Source organism: Pseudomonas bubulae, from assembly GCF_037023725.1.
GTDB classification, from domain to species: Bacteria; Pseudomonadota; Gammaproteobacteria; order Pseudomonadales; family Pseudomonadaceae; genus Aquipseudomonas; species Aquipseudomonas bubulae.
In genome coordinates, this window is record NZ_CP146077.1 from 3,158,684 (window position 1) to 3,173,871 (window position 15,188).

General features: G+C 58.4%; 13 protein-coding genes. 8 read left to right on the forward strand and 5 right to left on the reverse strand.

The annotated features are described in order from the left end of the window. Positions 1-21: 21 nt before the first annotated feature. Both V6L81_RS14415 and V6L81_RS14420 read left to right on the forward strand, forming a co-directional pair. Positions 22-1,551 carry an altronate dehydratase family protein gene (locus V6L81_RS14415; RefSeq protein ID WP_338660077.1) on the forward strand — a complete coding sequence of 510 codons (1,530 nt, stop codon included), beginning with the start codon at positions 22-24 and terminating at the stop codon, positions 1,549-1,551. 92 nt (positions 1,552-1,643) lie between these two features. Then, positions 1,644-2,354, forward strand: coding sequence for a FadR/GntR family transcriptional regulator (locus V6L81_RS14420; RefSeq protein ID WP_095019978.1), 711 nt, complete (start codon positions 1,644-1,646; stop codon positions 2,352-2,354). 80 nt (positions 2,355-2,434) lie between these two features. Here the strand turns inward: V6L81_RS14420 and V6L81_RS14425 are convergent, their stop codons facing one another. After that, positions 2,435-2,590: a hypothetical protein gene (locus V6L81_RS14425; protein WP_153326233.1), complete on the reverse strand. Its 156-nt coding sequence runs from the start codon at positions 2,588-2,590 to the stop codon at positions 2,435-2,437. Between the two features lie 234 nt (positions 2,591-2,824). Between V6L81_RS14425 and V6L81_RS14430 the strand changes: the two genes are divergently transcribed. After that, the gene (locus V6L81_RS14430) at positions 2,825-4,189 is read left to right on the forward strand and encodes an MFS transporter (protein ID WP_095000320.1); all 1,365 of its coding nucleotides are present in this window, start codon (positions 2,825-2,827) and stop codon (positions 4,187-4,189) included. A 65-nt stretch (positions 4,190-4,254) separates the two neighbouring features. Here V6L81_RS14430 and V6L81_RS14435 read toward each other — a convergent pair whose 3' ends face one another. The 3 genes from V6L81_RS14435 to V6L81_RS14445 form a co-directional block, all read right to left on the reverse strand. Then, complete coding sequence (locus V6L81_RS14435) at positions 4,255-4,746, reverse strand: GNAT family N-acetyltransferase (RefSeq protein WP_323165882.1); 492 nt, start codon at positions 4,744-4,746, stop codon at positions 4,255-4,257. A gap of 9 nt (positions 4,747-4,755) precedes the next feature. Then, positions 4,756-4,917: a DUF2986 domain-containing protein gene (locus V6L81_RS14440; protein WP_095031598.1), complete on the reverse strand. Its 162-nt coding sequence runs from the start codon at positions 4,915-4,917 to the stop codon at positions 4,756-4,758. A 259-nt stretch (positions 4,918-5,176) separates the two neighbouring features. Beyond that, positions 5,177-5,779, reverse strand: a complete 603-nt coding sequence (locus V6L81_RS14445) for a flavin reductase family protein (protein ID WP_338660078.1) — start codon at positions 5,777-5,779, stop codon at positions 5,177-5,179. A gap of 116 nt (positions 5,780-5,895) precedes the next feature. Here V6L81_RS14445 and V6L81_RS14450 point away from each other — a divergent pair, with 116 nt between their 5' ends. Then, positions 5,896-7,107 carry an MFS transporter gene (locus V6L81_RS14450; protein ID WP_095017977.1) on the forward strand — a complete coding sequence of 404 codons (1,212 nt, stop codon included), beginning with the start codon at positions 5,896-5,898 and terminating at the stop codon, positions 7,105-7,107. 29 nt (positions 7,108-7,136) lie between these two features. On the opposite strand, the gene V6L81_RS14455 is transcribed toward V6L81_RS14450, so the two are convergent. Next, positions 7,137-8,051 carry a LysR family transcriptional regulator gene (locus V6L81_RS14455; RefSeq protein ID WP_095000309.1) on the reverse strand — a complete coding sequence of 305 codons (915 nt, stop codon included), beginning with the start codon at positions 8,049-8,051 and terminating at the stop codon, positions 7,137-7,139. 278 nt (positions 8,052-8,329) lie between these two features. Here V6L81_RS14455 and V6L81_RS14460 point away from each other — a divergent pair, with 278 nt between their 5' ends. The 4 genes from V6L81_RS14460 to V6L81_RS14475 all read left to right on the forward strand — a co-directional run bounded on the left by V6L81_RS14460 (position 8,330) and on the right by V6L81_RS14475 (position 15,175). Continuing rightward, a complete protein-coding gene (locus V6L81_RS14460) occupies positions 8,330-9,364 on the forward strand; it encodes a zinc-dependent alcohol dehydrogenase family protein (protein ID WP_338660079.1) in 1,035 nt (344 codons plus the stop codon). Positions 9,365-9,684: 320 nt separating this feature from the next. Continuing rightward, a complete protein-coding gene (locus V6L81_RS14465) occupies positions 9,685-11,124 on the forward strand; it encodes a hypothetical protein (RefSeq protein ID WP_232527587.1) in 1,440 nt (479 codons plus the stop codon). A 152-nt stretch (positions 11,125-11,276) separates the two neighbouring features. After that, the gene (locus V6L81_RS14470; RefSeq protein ID WP_338660080.1) at positions 11,277-12,926 is read left to right on the forward strand and encodes a VRR-NUC domain-containing protein; all 1,650 of its coding nucleotides are present in this window, start codon (positions 11,277-11,279) and stop codon (positions 12,924-12,926) included. After that, the gene (locus V6L81_RS14475; RefSeq protein ID WP_338660081.1) at positions 12,923-15,175 is read left to right on the forward strand and encodes an ATP-dependent DNA helicase; all 2,253 of its coding nucleotides are present in this window, start codon (positions 12,923-12,925) and stop codon (positions 15,173-15,175) included. Before V6L81_RS14470 ends, V6L81_RS14475 begins: the two co-directional genes overlap by 4 nt. Positions 15,176-15,188: the final 13 nt, after the last annotated feature.

Consider the following 15,188-nt stretch of genomic DNA (forward strand, 5'->3'; position numbering starts at 1 on the left):
CCTAACCGTTGAGGAACCAGCATGAAAATGAGCAACCCTGGATTACTTGTACTGACTGGCGGTGATGATGTGGCGGTGGCGCGCGGCGACATTGCCAAGGGTCAGCAACTGTTTGCCGATGGCCTGAGCGTGACTGCGCTGGCCGATATCCCTGCGGGGCACAAAATCGCCCTGCGTGCCGTTGCCCAAGGGCAGTTGGTGCGCAAATACGGGCAGTCCATCGGCCAGGCGAGTGCAGCCCTGCACCCTGGTGATCATGTTCACGTGCACAACCTGCAGATGCCGCAGACCAGCTCGAACCACACGCTGGCCAACGTGTACCAACCTACCGTCCAGGATGACGGCGGTGCCCGCTTTGCCGGGTATGTCCGTGCAGACGGGCGTGTCGGTACGCGCAACTACATCGGGGTGATTTCCAGCGTCAACTGCTCGGCAACCGTATGCAAACAGATTGCCGCGGCATTTGATGCGGGCTACCTGCGCGACTATCCCAATGTGGACGGCGTAGTGGCAATCACCCATGACAGCGGCTGCGGTATGGGCGCCAAGGGCGAGGGCATCGAGATTCTCAAGCGCACCCTGCGTGGCTATGCCGATCATGTCAATTTCGCCGGTGTACTGGTGATCGGCCTGGGTTGTGAAGTCAATCAACTGGCCCCGCTCATGGAACAATTGGCCGAGCGCAACGCGGTGCTCAAAGCAGGCCTGGTGATCCAGGACGCCGGCGGTACCCGCGAAACGGTGCAACGCGGCAAAGAGCTGGTCAACGCCATGCTCGATCAGGTCAACAGCCAGCAACGCAGCAGCGTGTCGGCCAGCCACCTCACCGTAGGCCTGCAATGCGGTGGCTCGGACGGTTATTCGGGGATTACCGCCAACCCGGCGCTGGGTGCGGCGGTCGACCTGTTGGTGCGCCACGGCGGTACCGCCATTCTCTCCGAAACACCGGAGATCTATGGGGCAGAGCATCTGCTGACGGCCCGCGCAGCGTCAGCGCAGATTGCCGACAAACTGATGGGCCGTATCCACTGGTGGGAGGCCTATGTACGCCAGCATGACGGCGACATGAACAACAACCCTTCACCGGGCAACAAGGCCGGAGGCATAACCACCATCCTCGAGAAGTCCCTGGGTGCAGTGGCCAAGGCGGGGTCTACCGGCTTGATGGCGGTCTATGAATATGGCGAGACAGTCCAGCGAAAAGGTCTGGTGTTTATGGACACGCCCGGCTATGACCCGGTGTCTGCCACTGGCCAGGTGGCGGGTGGTGCGAATCTGATCTGCTTTACCACTGGTCGTGGTTCTACCTATGGCTGTAAACCGACGCCATCGCTGAAAGTTGCCACTAATACCCGCCTGTTTGAGCGCATGGCGCTGGACATGGATTTCAATGCCGGAACGATTGTCGATGGCGAGGAATCGGTGATCGAGGCGGGCGCACGCCTGTTCGCACTGATGCTCACAACCGCGTCAGGCGGCAAAACCTGCAGCGAGGAAAACGGTCTTGGCGACAACGAATTTGTGCCCTGGCAAATTGGCGCGGTGATGTAACACCCACACGTCCAAGGGCTGGCTCCAAGCTTTGTGCAGCGCACCCGGGCCTGTGTGGTAGCCTTTGGCATCATTTTTTGGACGCTACCTCGATGGTCTCCACCTTTGCTCCTTCAGAGCGCAAGCTCTATCAGAAAATCGCCGACCGATTGCGCGACTACATCGTCCAGGGTGACTTCAAGGTGGGCTCGCGCCTGCCTCCCGAGCGCGATTTGACCCAGTTGCTGGGCGTCTCGCGCCCGTCGTTGCGCGAGGCCCTGATTGCCCTGGAAATCGAAGGCAGCATCGAGATCAGAATGGGCTCGGGGGTCTATGTGGCTGCCCGACCGAGCGAAGGCGGCGCCCGTACCGGCACTCATGGCGAGAGCCCGACTGAACTGATGCAGGCCCGCGCGCTGATCGAGGGCGAAGCGGTGGTGCTGGCCTGCATGCACGGGAAAAAGAGCGACTACCGTTACCTGAAGGAGTGCATTGATGCCATGCGCGCGAGCATCGAAGCGAACCGTCCGCCGCTGGAAGACGACCGAAAGTTTCATCATCGCCTGGCAAAGATGACCGGCAATGGTGCGTTGGTGCGCATCATTACTGCGCTGTTCGATGAGCGTCACAGCCCGATTTCTGCGCAGTTGAGCGAGCGTTCGGAAAACCACGGCACCTGGGATGCCGCGGTGGTCGAGCACGAGGCCATTTTGCAGGCCCTGGAATGCAAGGATGTGATTGCTGCCCAGACTGCCATGCGCCAGCATTTGCTGTGTTCCCAGGCGCGCTGGCTGGGAACGCTGGAAGCCCGGACAGGGGATTAGAGACAGACCGCAAAGCCGTGTAGAACCCAGGCGCGCAGTTTTACTGAAACACCGCAAAGCTCTTCAGCGACTACAACGTCTTAGTCCGGTAATGCATAGGCAATGATGTAGTCACCCACATCAGGCGAGTGGCTCATGCCGCCCGCCGAGATCAGCACATATTGCTTGCCCGTGGCCGGCGACTTGTAGATCAACGGCGCTGCAACCGCACCCACCGGCAAACGTGCCTTCCACACTTGCTCACCAGTTTCTGCGTATTGAGATCAATCGCACTCATGCTGCCGAACGTTCGGATGTTTTTTGGGAGAAATCCTCAGGCCTGAGAAACATTGTTGGTAAAGCAGCAATAATCCGGTGTGGCTACAAGGCTATCGACGAACATGAAATTTCGTCCGAGTGCGCAATCGGCCACAGAAAATATCCTCTGCAGGCCTTAATCTTGACGTTTTTGTCGTGTACGCGGATTGCTCATGTCTTCAGTTGTCGATGGTTTGCCCAGTAACAAACGCCTGCCTGCCGTGATCGCGATCTCCCTGGGGATTGGCATGGCGACCCTCGATACCGCCATCATCAACACCGCCTTGCCAACCCTGGCCGAAGGCATCGGCACTGACTCCGCCTCGGTCATCTGGGTAGTCAACGCTTACCAACTGGCGACCATTGCCGCGGTGTTGCCGTTTGCTTCCCTCAGTGACGTGTTGGGCCATCGCCGGGTTTTTCTCGGCGGCCTGCTGGTGTTTATCCTGGCCTCCCTGTTCTGCGGGCTGGCGTGGTCGCTGCCCACGCTGACTGCCGCGCGGGTGGTGCAAGGGCTGGGCGCTGCGGCGATCATGAGTGTGAATATCGCGTTGTTGCGCCACATCTATCCGGCAAAAATTCTGGGCAGGGGGCTGGGCTATAACTCGCTGGTGGTGGGGCTGGCTTTCACTCTGGGGCCAACGGCTGCATCGGCCATCCTGTCGGTGACGACCTGGCATTGGCTGTACCTGATCAATGTACCGTTGGGACTGCTGGCCGTTGTACTGGGCTTGCGCTCGCTGCCGGAAATTCCCAGAAGCGGACACGCGTTTGACCGGCTGGCCGCGATTTTGTGTGCCGGGCTGTTTGCCTTGCTGGTGCTGGGGCTGGGTTCGGCGGTACATGGCGCCGAGGGCGATTTAAGCCTGGGGCTGATCGGCGTGGCGCTGGTGTGCGGGGTATGGCTGATGCGCCGTCAGGCTGCGCATCCGGCACCGATGCTGGCGATTGATCTGTTCAAGCGGCCACTGTTTGCCTTGTCCTCTCTGACCGCGATCTGTGCGTTCAGCGCCCAGGGGCTGGCGTTTGTTTCGTTGCCTTTTCTGTTGCAGACGGCGCTTGGCCACAGCCAGGTGGCTACCGGTTTTTTGATGACGCCGTGGCCCGCGGTGGTAGCGGTTATGGCGCTGATTGCCGGGCGTCTGGCGGACCGCGTATCGCTGGCACTGCTGTGCGGCATCGGTCTGTTGATGTTGAGCGCAGGCATGGCAGCGCTGGCGTTATTGAGCGAAGGCGCTTCGACCTTTGATATTGGCTGGCGCATGGCGTTGTGTGGCGCCGGTTTCGGGTTTTTCCAGTCGCCCAACCTCAAGGCGATCATGACCAGTGCGCCGCTGGCCCGTAGTGGTGGTGCCAGCGGCATTGTCGCCACGTCGCGGTTGCTGGGGCAGACACTGGGCGCGTCACTGGTGGCGCTGTGCTTTCACTTGTCTGCGGTCAGCGGCCCGTACCATGCATTGTGGCTGGGCTGCGCTTTTGCCCTGGCGGGTGCGTTGGCCAGTGGCCTGCGTTTGATGCAGCAGCCCGGACAGGCTTGAGGTGCGGGAGAGTCAAAAGTAGGACTCTCGCGGTGGGCTATTGATCCGGCAAGCTTTCTCAGCCGTCAGAGCGCCATGACCATTTCATGCCAGGCCATGCCGCCATGCCCTGAGGGCGATGGCTGGACGTACTGATAGTCCATGCGGGTATAGAGAGGCACATGCTGTTGTTTGCACATCAGATGGATCGAGTGCTTGCCCTGGTTGCTCATCTGCCTGACAAACTCATTCATGAGCAGCCTGGCAAAGCCCTTGCCCTGGTGTGCGGGGGCAACCACTACGGACATGATTACCACATTGGGTGCAACAGGGTCGTGGCCGATCAGCTCCTTGAAAGCCTCATCCGACATCACGACGTTGTAGGCACAGCCGCTATTGATAAACCCGACGATTTCCCCAGCCTGCTCAAGCACAAGAAACCCTTGGGGATACTGGGCGATTCGCGTTCGGATCTTCTCCAGGGTGGCTGCTTCATCGCCTTCATAGGCCGAAACCTCGATCTGATAGCAGGATTCGGCATCCTGGGGCGTTGCCTGCCTGAAGAGGGGCTCGGGCATGACCATGGCTTAATCCCCAGTGGTTGTTGTGGTGTCCTGCTCCGATTGCTCGGCCAGCTTCAGGCGGTCAGCCTTGCTGATGTACGGGTTCTTGTTCTTCGGGGCCAGCTTGGCGTTGGCCTTCTTGGCATTGGCCTTCAATATCTGGTTGATTTTTTTACGACGGTTCATGGTTGTTACCCGGTTTGTAAGTTGTTGAACGGTGTCAGCTTGAAAAAATAGCCAGGCTCATGCTGTTGCAGAGAGTGGAGCGGTCTGCGGCTTCCCATGCGGGAGCCGTGATGGGCTGGCTGGAGTAGGTGAATGTTACACGGTTAGTTGTGGCATTGAATTGATGATTGGCAGCGTTGCTAGCACACGCTTGCCTTGTTCTTCTGTGTGCAGGGCAAAGAGGACTGCAGAATATTGCCCGCAACGACAGGAAGCGCCTCTACAGATTGCTCTCATCCACATCCACATCCACATCCACATCCAGCGCCTGGCCGATAGCGTAGTAATGTCCTCCGGCGATGTAATGCAGGCTGCGCAAGGTCGGGGCGGCAGTTTCAAAGTGCCAGTGACCTTCGCTGAAAACGCGAGTGTCGGCCCAGGCCCCAACCACTTCCCCGATAAACAGGTCGTAAGTTTGTTGGTTGTGCGGTTCGGGGATCAACTTGCAGGCCAGCCAGGCTGAGCAACCTTCAACAAATGGCAGGTCATGGGCAGGCATCTCGAACAGTTGCACCGCGCAATGCTCGAGTTTGTCCGGGTCATCGACCAGGCTGACGCTGCCGACCAGGCTGGTCAGCCTGATTTGGGCTACGGTAGGTACCTGGATCACAAAGACCCCGCTGTTTTCCACCAAGGCGCGGGTTTTCACGTTTTTATCCAGCACCACGGTCAACTTGGGCGGGTCGAAGTCCAGGGCGCATGCCCAGGCTGCTGCCATGACATTCTGCACCCCTGCATGGCGGGACGAGACTAGAATCGTCGGGCCGTGGTTAAGCAGTCGGTAGGCTTTGTCCAGAGGGACGGCTGCAATATGTTCGTGCATTGTGGCTCCGCAATCGGGCAGTTTTAAAGTGCGGTCAAGGCCGCCGGCTTTGACTTATCGCCAGAAGGATACGACGCTGGATTCTTTATCTGAAGCGTCTTTGAACAGGAATAACCATGGCCAACCCTTACCGCGAACTTCTGGCAATACCTGGCGTCATGGGGTTGGTGGTGGCAAGTTCGATTGCCCGTTTGCCGCAGGCAATGATCGGCATCGGCATCATCACCATGCTGGTGCAGCAAACAGGGCTTTACTGGCTGGCCGGGGCGGTGGCCGGAACCTTTACCCTGGCCAATGCCCTGGTGGGGCCGCAGATATCAAAACGCGTCGACCGGTTGGGTCAGCGCCGGGTGCTGCCGGTGTTCACCGCATTCAGCATCGCCATGCTGCTGGCGTTGATCGCCGCAGCACATCTGCGTGCCGACGCACCGTTGCTGTTTGTCCTGGCGGCACTGGCAGGCACCATGCCAAGCATGCCGGCCATGACCAGGGCGCGCTGGACCCAGCTTTTTCGCGGCAAGTCGCTGCTGCATACCGCGTTCTCCCTGGATACCGTGCTAACTGAAATGGCCTTTATCCTGGGGCCGCCCCTGGCGATTGGCCTGAGCACCGGGCTGTTTGCCGAAGCCGGGCCCCTGGCGGTGGCCGTATTGCTGGCGGTGGGCGTTACGGCGTTTGTGATGCAGCGCCAGACTGAGCCACAGATCATCAAATCGGCCAGCACTCATACAGGCTCGACCTGGCGTCTTGCGGGCCTGCCTACCATTGTCCTGGCCTTGCTGGGCATGGGCGTTATCGGCGGCTCCGTCGATGTGGCCGTGGTTGCCTTTGCCAACGCCCATGACTGGCCGGCATCTGCCAGTTTTATCCTTGCCGCCTATGCTCTGGGGTCATTGATTGCCGGTCTGGCCTTTGGCGCTTTCAGAATTGCCATGCCCATGGCACAGCAATTTTTTATCGGGATTCTGGTCACGGCCATCACTGCGGTATTGCCGATTTTTTCATCTGGTGTCTATGTCCTGGCCCTGTTGCTGTTTGTTTCCGGGGTGTCTTTCGCACCAACCATGGTGATTGTCATGAACCTGGGCACGCTTATATTGCCGCCGCAGCGGGTCACTGAGGGTCTGACCTGGATGTCCACTGGCATCAGCATCGGCGTGGCATTCGGCGGGGTGGTGGCAGGCCTGGTAATCGACGCCTGGGGCGCCCGCGCCGGTTTTGCCGTTCCTATTGTCGCCGGAGCGGTGATGGTGCTGATTGTATTGCTTGGCCTGCGCACGCTGAATGTTGCAGCACAGGCTCAGTCACAGCAGGATTTTGCCAGGTGAGTGGTAATTGCTCCTGCGCCTTGCAGGTGTCAAAGGCTGTCCGGATCTCCGAAAAACATCTGAATCCGTGATCGCAACCAGCGCTCCCCGGGATCGTTGTCCTGGGCGCCGCGCCAGGCCATATGCAGCTCGAAGCTTTGGGTGTCCAGCGGCGGGTCTTCGGCGCGCACGCCACCCGCCGCGGTAAGGGCTTCGGCCGTATAGTCGGGCACGGTGGCGATGATATCGGTTCCTGCCAGCAGGGTGCTCAGGCCATTGAACTGCGGTACGGCGAGCACCACATGACGCTTGCGGCCCATTTTTTCCAGTTCGGTATCGATAAACCCGCTCAGGTCACCGGCGAACGACACCAGTGCGTGGGGGCGTTCGCAGAAGTCGTCCAGGCTCAGGGGGCCGGGCATGGTGTCGGCACGTAACAGTTTGGGACGGCTACGGCGCAGTACTTTGCGCTTGGCGTTGGCAGGCAGGTCGCTGGTGTAGCTGACGCCCACCGAAATCTCGCCCGAGGCCAGCAGTGGCGGCATCAGTATGTAGTTGACGCGGCGGACAACCAGGACGATACCCGGTGCTTCTGCACGCAAGCGCTTGAGCAGCAGCGGCAGCAGGGCGAATTCGACATCGTCCGACAAGCCGATGCGAAACACTGAGGTGCTGGTCGCCGGGTTGAACTCTGAAGCGCGGCTCACCGCCGTGGAAATCGAGTCAAGGGCAGGCGAGAGCAGGGCAAAGATCTCGATCGCCCGGGCAGTCGGCTCCATGCTGCGCCCGGTACGGACAAAAAGCGGATCGTCGAACAGATTGCGCAAGCGTGACAGCGCCGCACTGATGGCCGGCTGGCCCAGAAACAGCTTCTCGGCTGCACGGGTCACACTGCGTTCATGCATCAGGGTTTCAAAGACGATCAGCAGATTCAGATCGACGCGACGCAAGTCGTTACGGTTCATCGGGCAGGCTTCGCAGTCGGTTCAACAGGTAGTGAGGTAACGGATCTTACTGGCAAAACTGTTTTTTCGTCACTCGGTAGATTTTCTTTCTTGCTGGACTGTAGGAGGTTTAACTCCTGTTTATGGTGGTTTCCCCGGTTTTTCAGGGCTTCTGCTCGCTGTAAACCTGTCGGCGGATCAATGCCAGGCATGTCGACTATTAATGCTGTCTGTTAGTCTTGCGCACAAAGCCCGGATAAAGTCCCGTGGTATTAGCGATTAATTAGGCGAGGTTGGTAATGTCGCGCACGATCCGTTTTCACAAGTTTGGTCCGGCCGAGGTGCTCAAGTGCGAAGAGCACGAAGTCGCCGCGCCTGCTCCCGGCGAAGTGCAGGTCCGTGTTCAAGCCATTGGCATCAGCTGGTATGACGTGCTCTGGCGGCAGAACCTGGCCCCCAGCCACGCCCGTTTGCCTGCGGGTATCGGCCATGAAATGGCAGGTATCGTCACCGCCGTCGGTGCCGGGGTTGATGATCTGGCGATTGGTGACAAGGTCGCCAGCTTTCCGGGCCAGAGCGCCAATGACTACCCGACCTATGGCGAGCTGATTTTGATGCCACGCTCCACGCTGACCCGCTACCCGGACGTATTGTCTGCGGTAGAGGCCAGCGTACATTACACACCGCTGTTGATCGCCTATTTCGCATATGTCGATCTGGCCCAGGTCAAGCCCGGGCAGACCGTACTGATCACCGATGCCAGCCATTGCGCCGGTCCTTCGTTCGTGCAGTTGGGCAAGGCGATGGGCCTGAAGGTGATTGCTGCGACCAAGGACGCCAGTGAGCGCGAGTGCCTGCTGGCACTGGGTGCCGACAAGGTGATTGTCACCGAAGAGCAGGACTTGCTGATGCAGATCAACAAGATCACCGACAACAAGGGCGTGGATGTGGTGCTCGATGGTCTGGGTGGCCCGCAAATGTCAGTGCTGGGTGATGTCCTGGCGCCTCGTGGCAGCCTTGTTCTGTATGGTTTGCAAGGCGGTAACCAGACAGGGTTTCCGGGCTGTGCGTGCTTTCAGAAGAACATCAAGTTCTTCGTGCACTGCATCGGTAACTTCACTGGCAAGCCCGAGCTGGGTATCGCACAGGACGAAGAGGCGATGAAACGTGCCTTGCGTGATATCAACCAGCTAACTGCTGACCGGGTGCTCACACCGCTGGAGATCAAGGTGTTCCCTTTTGAGGACTTTGTAGAAGCCCATCGTTATATGGATGGTTGTCCGTGCCGGGGGCGAGTTGCTTTGCAAGTGGCTTGCGACCTGAAGCCTGACTAGGCTGCGCAAAACTTCCCGTCTCATAAACGCGGCCCTGAACATAGTGTTCAGGGCCGCGTTTTTTTGTGTCTGGCCCCAGCGGACTTTTGGTTTGCTTTATCCAGAAAGAAAGTGCGACTGAAGAACATGTCATAAGAGTGCAGCATAAGAAAGTATGTATTCTATTGAGTGGTTTTTGTAGGTTTGTTCCTGTGCGTATGTGCGTCTCGTCTCTTCCGGGTCCAAGAGTTGCAGTAAATCTGGGCGCGTCTAATTGGGCGTGCTGATAATAAGAAGCTCGATCCGGAGGATAATCCATGAACAACTTTCATGAACAGGCCATGGGCTTTGTGTATCAACAAGTTCTGCATCGGCTTCTGGGGTGTTTCAGTCGTCCCGAGCGCATTGCATTGCAGTTGTTGATTCAACGTTTATTAGTGGCGGCCGGTGGCGTGGAGCGCATAGGGAATTACCGGGTAATGGTGGTTCATGAGGGCGGCAAGGAGTGTGCCTATACATTGGCTTTTTTACGCGCCGCACAACTGAGTATTGCCGGGCGCTCGCCAGAGACGTTCAAGTTACGCATTGCGATACTGCGCCAGCCACGCATGACCGCCAATGTGATGGAGCGAATTCAGACCCAGTGCAACGAGTTGTTTATCTATGAAGATATGCGTGTCGAGTTGTTGATTGTCGATGAGCAGAGTACAACCAGGCTGCATAAACAGACGGTTTTCGAGAGCCTGCCTTCGGTGATGAATCGTACTCAGGTGCTGATGTCAGGACACCTGACCCAAGGCGACGCCAGAGCGACATTCTTTTATTCCGACCTGCTGGCCCGGGCCAAGCTGTACCGTCAGGCATGCAGATGGGGCGCCAGGGTGGACGCCCTGATTGACCGGCGCCCGCCCAGCCATCTGGGGCAATACGTGACGTGGATCCAGCAGGTTGCAGAGCAGCACGGGCATGCACCGCCGGGTGATGACCATGAAAGCTTTGAAAACGCAGTCAAGTTGTGCAGCAAACTGGATGATGACTATAAAGAGTTCTTGAAATTGCCTCCCGCGTATCGGGGTGAGTTTTCTGCAATCAGTGGCGGCAGCAATGATATTGACGTGATCAATATTTTTGATTGTTTATGCCACGAAGCGGACGTGTTGAGTTCTCAGGTACTGATGTTTGTGGAGGGACCATGGAATATAAAAATGCTGGACATTGAGGAGCCGCAAGCGGCGGTCGTGTTAGTGGCTGCCCACCTCCAGGGTTTGCGTGGCACTTACCAGTACGGGGTGGAATACAGTGTCGGTGCGGATGCTTACTTGCGCCGTGCATCGCTGGAAAATCAGTGCAATGAACGGTTTAAAGGTCAATTGATAAAGAGGCTCGGCGCTTCGTTCAATACACCGAAACGAATTAGAAAGTTGCACGGTGTCGCCACTCAGTACCTGGGTGAACTGCACGGTGTCAATAATGAACAGTTGGGCTGCTTTATATGTTCGCCTTTTGTTAATAAAGCCGATGACCTGGAGTCCTTTCTACAAAACTGCTACCCCGAAAAATTGCAATACATCCACGAATTTCGACGGGTACTGATGGACCCGGACAGCTCTTCGCAGGTCGATATCGCCTGGCTGGAGTCTGTAAGCGGACTGCCCCTTGCATCGTTGCAAGCGCTTTATCACATGGAAAAAACAGACGTGAGAACAAGCAACACCCTGATTGCCACATTGTGCGCTCACGACCCAAGCAAAAAACCCTGGCACCCAGTACTTGCGGGCTAAGGCAGGTGGTTTGGGGGCGGGTGAGTACCACCCCGGCCTGCTGGCGGGGACCCGGCGAACGCACCGCTCATCCAATAGCATTTGCCAGAGCCCCGGGCAAACTGATATCTGTACGCATATCCAGTATTCATGCTCAGTGGTTAGTTCTGCCTGTGATTTCCAATCCCCTCGAAGACCCGTTTTACTACCTGAAAAACTTCCGGCATGTGCTTGACTGGATCGCTGCCCGTTATGAAGACGTGCTGACTGTCGACGAGCAACGGTTTATCGCAGGGTTTGCCCAATTACCCGGCCCCTCGCAAGCGCTGTGGGTGCGCATGATCATGCGCAAGGGCGATCACTTCCGGGCCGGCAGGCTCAATTACCCGGAAATCGGTGATACCGCGCTGGCGGCGGCCCCCTTGCTGGCTCTTGGCTGGCTGGATAATCAGGCGCCCTTGGCCTTGGCCGACGTGTTTGACGTACTGCAAAAAGCGGAAATCCTGGCCTGTTTCAGTGCCCGTATCACGCAACCCAAGGGTAAAAAAACGGACTGGTTCGAGCAACTGGCTGCCGACTTGACCCAGCACCAACCCCTTTCCCAATGGCATCCCGGCCTTACCGAGCCGCTTTACACCCTCAACCACCGAGCGCTGTGTGACCGCCTGCGGCTGATGTTTTTTGGCAACCTGGGGCAGAGCTGGTCCGATCTGGTACTGGCCGACCTCGGCCTGTTTACCTATGAGAAGGTCGATTTCAGCCACGAGTCCCGTGCTCTGGGGTGCCGGGCCGATATAGAGGGCTATTTGCAGCTCCATGCCTGTCGCGAGCAATTTGAGCTCAGTGGCGATGCCGCTGCCGTGCTGCAACAGGTGCTCGACTACCAGGCAGGCAACCGCTGGCTGCAACGGCGCCGCGGGCGCTTGTTGTTTCAGCTGGGTCAGCATCTGGAGCGGGCAGGGGATCTGACGCGGGCACTGGAGGTCTATCAGCACAGCCTGCACCCCGAGGCTCGCCAGCGCAGCATTCGCGTGCTCGAGCGTCAGGCGCACTATGCACCGGCATTGCAGTTGGCCGAAGACGCGCAACAGGCCCCACTGACTGATGCCGAGCTTCAGCATCTGCGACGAATCATCCCGCGCTTGCGCCGCAAGCTGGGCTTGGCGCCATTGCCCGTGGCCCAGGCAATGCTACCCGACCGGCTCGACCTGAGCCTGCCACGGGACGAAGCGGCCAGTGTCGAGCTAATGGCTGCCGCGCACTTGCACAGCGCTGCAGCGCCTGTGCATTACGTGGAAAACACCCTGGTTAACGGGCTCTTCGGTCTGCTGTGTTGGCCGGCGATTTTCGCACCCTTGCCGGGCGCCTTTTTTCACCCGTATCAGAGTGGTCCGGCAGACATGCTGGAAGATGATTTCTATCAGCAGCGTGCCGACAGGTTCGAGGCTTGCCTGGCGCAGCTCGATGATGGCCGTTACCTGACCACTATCCGCGACACCTATGCTGCCAAATTTGGCGTGCAGTCTAACTTCGTGGCCTGGAATCACCTGAATCAGAACCTGCTGGAAGAGGCATTACGGTGTTTGCCCCCTGCGCACTTGAAACTTTGGTTTCGGCGTCTGTTGCTGGATATCAGGGCCAATCGCAGCGGTATGCCCGACCTGATCCAGTTTTTTACGGCGCAACACACCTATCGCATGATTGAGGTCAAAGGCCCGGGTGACCGTCTGCAGGACAACCAACTGCGCTGGCTGGCCTTTTGTGAAGAGCACGGGATGCCGGTGACCGTGTGTTATGTGCAATGGCAGGAGCTGCAAGGGTGAATTATCGCGTTGCAGTGCGTGCCTTGTGTGAATTCACCGCCAAGACTGGCGATCTGGACTTGCGATTTACCCCTTCGCCCACGGCGCAACAGGGCATAGCCGGGCATCGCACGGTTGCCTCGCGGCGCAGCCCGGAGTATCAGGCGGAGCTGAGCCTGGAAGGACAGTTCGGCGCCTTGAGCGTTCGCGGTCGTGCAGACGGTTATGACCCCGCGGCCAATGTCCTGGAAGAAGTGAAAACCTTTCGCGGCGAATTCACTGCAATACCGGCCAACCACCGTCAACTGCATTGGGCTCAGGCCCGGGTCTATGGCTGGTTATTGTGCCAGAGCCTGCAGTTGCCACAGGTTGACCTGGCGCTGGTGTATTTTGACATTATCAGTGAAAAGGAAACCCGCCTGCAGGAAACCTGGTCAGCATCGGACCTGCAGCAATTTTTCGAGCTGCAATGCGGGCTGTTCCTGGCCTGGGCCGAGCAGGAAATGGCCCATCGTGCGGCCAGGAATGCTGCCGCCCGTGCCCTGGCCTTTCCCCATAAGCAGTTTCGAACCGGGCAGCGGGCTTTGGCAGAAGCGGTATACAAGACCGTCAGCACCGGGCGCTGCCTGATGGCCCAGGCCCCCACCGGGATCGGCAAAACCATCGGTACCCTGTTTCCGTTGCTCAAGGCCATGCCCGGCCAGCAGCTCGACAAGCTGCTGTTTCTGACGGCCAAGACGCCGGGGCGCAAACTCGCCCTCGATGCGATGCAGGTGCTTTTTCCCGAAGGGCAGGACGCTCCGTTGCGTGTGCTGGAGCTGGTGGCGCGAGACAAGGCCTGTGAATACCCGCAAAACGCCTGCAATGGTGACTCTTGCCCTTTGGCCAGAGGCTTCTACGATCGTTTACCCGCTGCGCGAAGGGCTGCGATTGGCCAAACCCCCCTCGATCAGAAGAGCCTGCGCAATGTCGCGTTGGAGCACGAGGTCTGTCCTTATTACCTGAGTCAGGAAATGGCGCGCTGGGCTGATCTGGTGATTGCCGATTACAACTATTACTTCGACTTCAGTGCCTTGCTTTATGGTCTGGCCCAGGCCAACCAATGGCGGGTCGGGACCCTGGTGGATGAAGCCCATAACCTGGTCGAGCGGGCGCGCGGGATGTACAGCGCAAGCCTCGATCAGCAGACCCTCAACAGCGTACGGCACACGGCTCCGGCACCGCTGGACAAACCCTTCAAACGCCTTGACCGCGAATGGAGTGCCCTGCACAAGACGCAGGCGGGCCCCTATCAGGCATACCCGCAACTGCCAGCCAAATGGCTGAATGCCTTGTCTTCCTGCATCACCGCCATAGGCGATTACCTCAACGATCACCCCCATGGGCTGGCGGGAAACCTGCAGGCGTTCTACTTCGAAGCCTTGCAGTTCAATCGGGTGGCGGAGTTGTTCGATGACAATTTCCTGTTCGACGTCAGCCTGGTTGAAGGCGGCAAGCGGCGCCTCTCGCAACTCAATCTGCGCAACATTGTGCCTGCCGGTTTTATCGGCCCGCGTCTGGCGAGTGCTCACAGCAATGTGCTGTTTTCCGCCACCCTCAGCCCGCAAACCTATTACGCCAATCTGTTGGGCTTGCCGGAGGATGCGCTGTGGATGGATGTCGAATCGCCATTTGGCGCCGAGCAACTGGACGTGCAGGTGGTGAGCCGCATATCCACCCGTTTTGTCCATCGTCAGGCTTCGCTGGAGCCGATTGTGGAGCTGATTGCCAGGCAGTTCGGGCAGCGTCCGGGCAACTATCTGGCGTTTTTCAGCAGTTTTGATTATATGCAACAGGTTGCCGAACTACTGGCCGAGCGCCATCCGTCGATATCACGGTGGCTGCAGGCACGACGAATGGACGAAGCAGCACGTCAGGACTTTCTCGACCAGTTCACCCTGACCAGTCAGGGCGTCGGTTTTGCCGTGCTGGGCGGAGCATTCGGTGAAGGCATTGATTTGCCTGGCGCGCGGCTGATTGGTGCTTTTGTCGCCACCCTCGGTCTGGCCCAGTTGAATCCGGTCAATGAACAGATCAAACAGCGCATGGCGGCACGGTTTGGCGCCGGTTATGACTACACCTACCTTTATCCGGGTGTGCAGAAAGTGGTGCAGGCCGCCGGCCGGGTAATTCGCACCCAGAGCGATCAGGGCACGCTGTTTCTGATTGATGACCGTTTTGCCGAGCCGAAGGTGCAGCAACTGCTGCCGCGCTGGTGGCGACTGCAGTGACCGAAATCTCGAG